The following is a 3,038-nucleotide window of genomic DNA, read 5'->3' as shown; positions in this document are numbered from 1 at the left end:
GGCGCGGCGCACTTCGCGGCCTAGCGTATCGAGCAGCACTACCTGCACGTGGCCGCCGGCGCACTCGTAGGCCACGGTGCTGCGGCCGTCGCGCGGCACGGGGTTGGGGTACACCGTGAAATCGGCCGTTTGGGCGGCATTGGCCGTGGCCGTCACGGCGCCCGGCCGCAGTACCGGCACGTAGGGGAAGCTCTGGCCGAATAGCTGGGTAAGGGTCGCTGGCGTCACCTGGAACCAGTCTTTGAGGATGCTGGTGTAGATGCTGCGGAAGTCGAACTGCATGGCAATGTTGTCGTTCACGCCGGCGCTGGCGGGCAGCGTGGGATTGGCCCCGTGCACAATGGGGTTCACCTTCGAGCCAAATACCAGCAGCGGGGCCGCCGCGCCGTGGTCGGTGCCGTAGCCCGAGTTGGACCGAATGCGCCGGCCAAACTCCGAGAACGTCATGCCCACCACCCGGTCCTGAATGCTGTGCCGCTGCAAGTCGTCCTGAAAGGCGCTCACAGCCTCGGCAATCTTGCCCAGCAGGCTGGCATGGGCGCCGCCGGTGGTGCTGCCGGTGGCTGGCACCTGCAGGGTGTGCGTATCGAAGCCGCCGAGCTGGCACACGTAGATGCGCGTCTGCAGGCCGCCGGCCACCAGCTGGGCCACTATTTTGAGTTGGTCGGCCAGCGAGTTCTGGCCGGCGGCGGGGTACAGCGGCGACAGGTTCTGGGCACGCCCGGCCGCCGCCTGAATGGCCGTGGTATACACCTGCGTCTGGCTCACCACCTGCCGGATGAACGTAAGTTCGTGGCCGGCCGGTGTGTTGGGCGCGGTGTCGATGCCGCCGCTAAGTAACTGATAGAAAGATGACGTACTGGCAATGGCCATACCCATGTTCACCGTAGGGCCCTGCACGCAGTTGCTCACCACCGAGCCGATGCTGATGGCCAGCGGGTCGGGATTGGCGGTGCTGGGGTAGCCAGTGGGAAAGCCGGGGTACTCGCCGTTGAGGTAGCGCCCGGCCCAGCCCGTGGTCCAGGTCACGTTCGAGTCGGAGCCCGAGGTCCAGATGTCGGTGGCCCGAAAGTGCGAAAAGTTGGGGTTGGGGTAGCCTACGCTCTGCACCACGCCCAGCTTGCCGTTCTGGTACATGTTCTGGAGCGAAGCCATGGCCGGGTGAATGCCGGTGGCCGAGGTGAGGCCCAGCACCTGGTTCTGGGGCAGGGCAATGTTGGCGCGGGCGGCCATCAGGGCCGGGTACTGGTCGAGCGGGATAATCATGTTCAGCCCATCGTTGCCGCCCTGCAGCTGAATAATCACCAGCACCTTATCCGAAGGCGTGGTGGCGTTGGTGAGGGCCGCCAGCTGGGCCGAGTAGCCGTACGCGCCAATGGGCAGCCCGCTCAAAAAAGCGGTACCAACCGTAGCCGCAGCCGTAGTCTGAAGAAATTCGCGACGTTTCATGGTATTGGCGGTTGGCGTTACGACAAATGATATTCGGCCAAGCCCATGAGGGCGCGCAGCATGGCTTGCAGCTTGGTGGCCACGGCCGTCCGCTTGGCTGTGTTGGTGGGCGCGGCCAGGAATGCCTGCCATTCCACCGTCCACTCAAAATCGGGCAGGCCGGGCAGCAACGCCGCCTTCAAAAATGCCACTTGATTGACGGTGAGCGCAATGGGCACCATCAGCTGCACAAACTCGGCGATGAGCAGGTTGCAGTCGGAAGCCGTGGCAGCCGGGAACGACTGCGCCAGTGCCACCGGGTCAATCACCGCTTTCACGCCGCCGCGCGTCGAGCCCGTGCCAATGTACAGGTCCGTGACCTGATTGCGGCGCGGCAACGTCACGGCGTTTATCCAGAGCTCGTGGAACTGCGGCGTCTGGTAATAGGCGGCCCAGCCGGCCACGTTGGGCGGGTCGCCCAAGGTTTGCTGCTGCACGTAGGCTAGGCTATTAATATAGTCCCAGTGCGCATACTGGGCCGTCAGGTTGGCGGTGGCCGTCGGAAAAACCACTTCCATCTTCCGCAGCAGGCCCACCGTGAAATCGAGCGGACTCTTGATGAGGCAGCCCATGTTCAGTGCGTCGAAGAAATGCTGCGAGCCCAGCAGCGCCCGCAGCACCAGCGTAATGTTGAAGCTGTTATTAATCAGAATAGTAGCCAGCGGTTGAATGATATCGGTTTCCACCTGCGTATCAATCAGGTAGTACACAAACCAGCGGTAGAGCTTGCGCACTAGGAAGCGCGCCGTTTCGGTTTGCTGGAAAATCAGGTTTATCAAATCCTGATACTCGGCCGCGCCGTTGGGCGCGATACTGGCATTGCCGAAGGCACTTGAAAACACCTTGGTAGTGGTGTCGTGGCGGCTGGCCGTGAAGTAGCTGCCCACCGGCGCGGTGGCTTGGTCGCGCCAGCCTGTGAGCACGCGGGCGGCAGCCTGTACGTCGGCCTCGGTGTAGTTGGTGTAGTTGCCCGGCCCGATGAGCGGCCCCTTGCCTACCGTGAACAGCTCCAGTAGCTCGCGGCCGTAGTTCTCGTTGGGGGCGCCCACCACGCTCTGGTTACCATTAAGGTAGCGCAGCATGGCGGGCGTCACGGTCACGTCCTTGGCCAGTTGCTTCACATTGCCGAGGGCGTGCTGGCGCAGTAGCCGGCAATACTCGTAGCCCATGCGCGCATCGTTGATGTCGCCGAACTCAATCACGAAGTGGTTGTGCCAGAACAGCGTCATCTTTTCCGTGAGTGAGGTAGTCTGGTTCAGCTGCTGGCCCAGCCACCAGTCGCGCAGCGAGGCCCGGCGCACACCCTCGAAGTTCTGGTCGAAGGCCTGCCCCGTCCAGGTTTGGCCAATGGGCACGCTGGTGTCGGTAGTCGACACGTTCACGGGCGGCGCGGGCGTGGCGGCCGGCGTCAGCAGAGTATTCAGCACGGCCGTGAGGTTGGAGCCCGCTGCCGCCAGAATCTCGGTGCGGGTGGGCCCGAACAGGCTGCGGCGCAGCAGGTGGGCCGCCTGCGCGTAGCCCCAGGTGCCGGTGTAGGGCGCCAGTGTGCT

The 3,038-nt window shown here is 63.9% G+C and carries 2 protein-coding genes; both read right to left on the bottom strand.

The features are described from left to right. Positions 1 to 1,449, bottom strand: a 1,449-nt coding sequence (locus ACYVDE_RS18760; protein ID WP_460503074.1) for a DUF1501 domain-containing protein, incomplete at its 3' end; no start/stop codon positions are given. Positions 1,450 to 1,466: 17 nt separating this feature from the next. Continuing rightward, positions 1,467 to 3,038, bottom strand: a 1,572-nt coding sequence (locus tag ACYVDE_RS18755) for a DUF1800 domain-containing protein (RefSeq protein WP_460503073.1), incomplete at its 5' end; no start/stop codon positions are given.

Source organism: Hymenobacter agri (assembly GCF_054778495.1).
The sequence above is the reverse complement of the archived record's forward strand: the minus strand, read 5'-3'. Positions and strand labels throughout refer to the sequence as shown.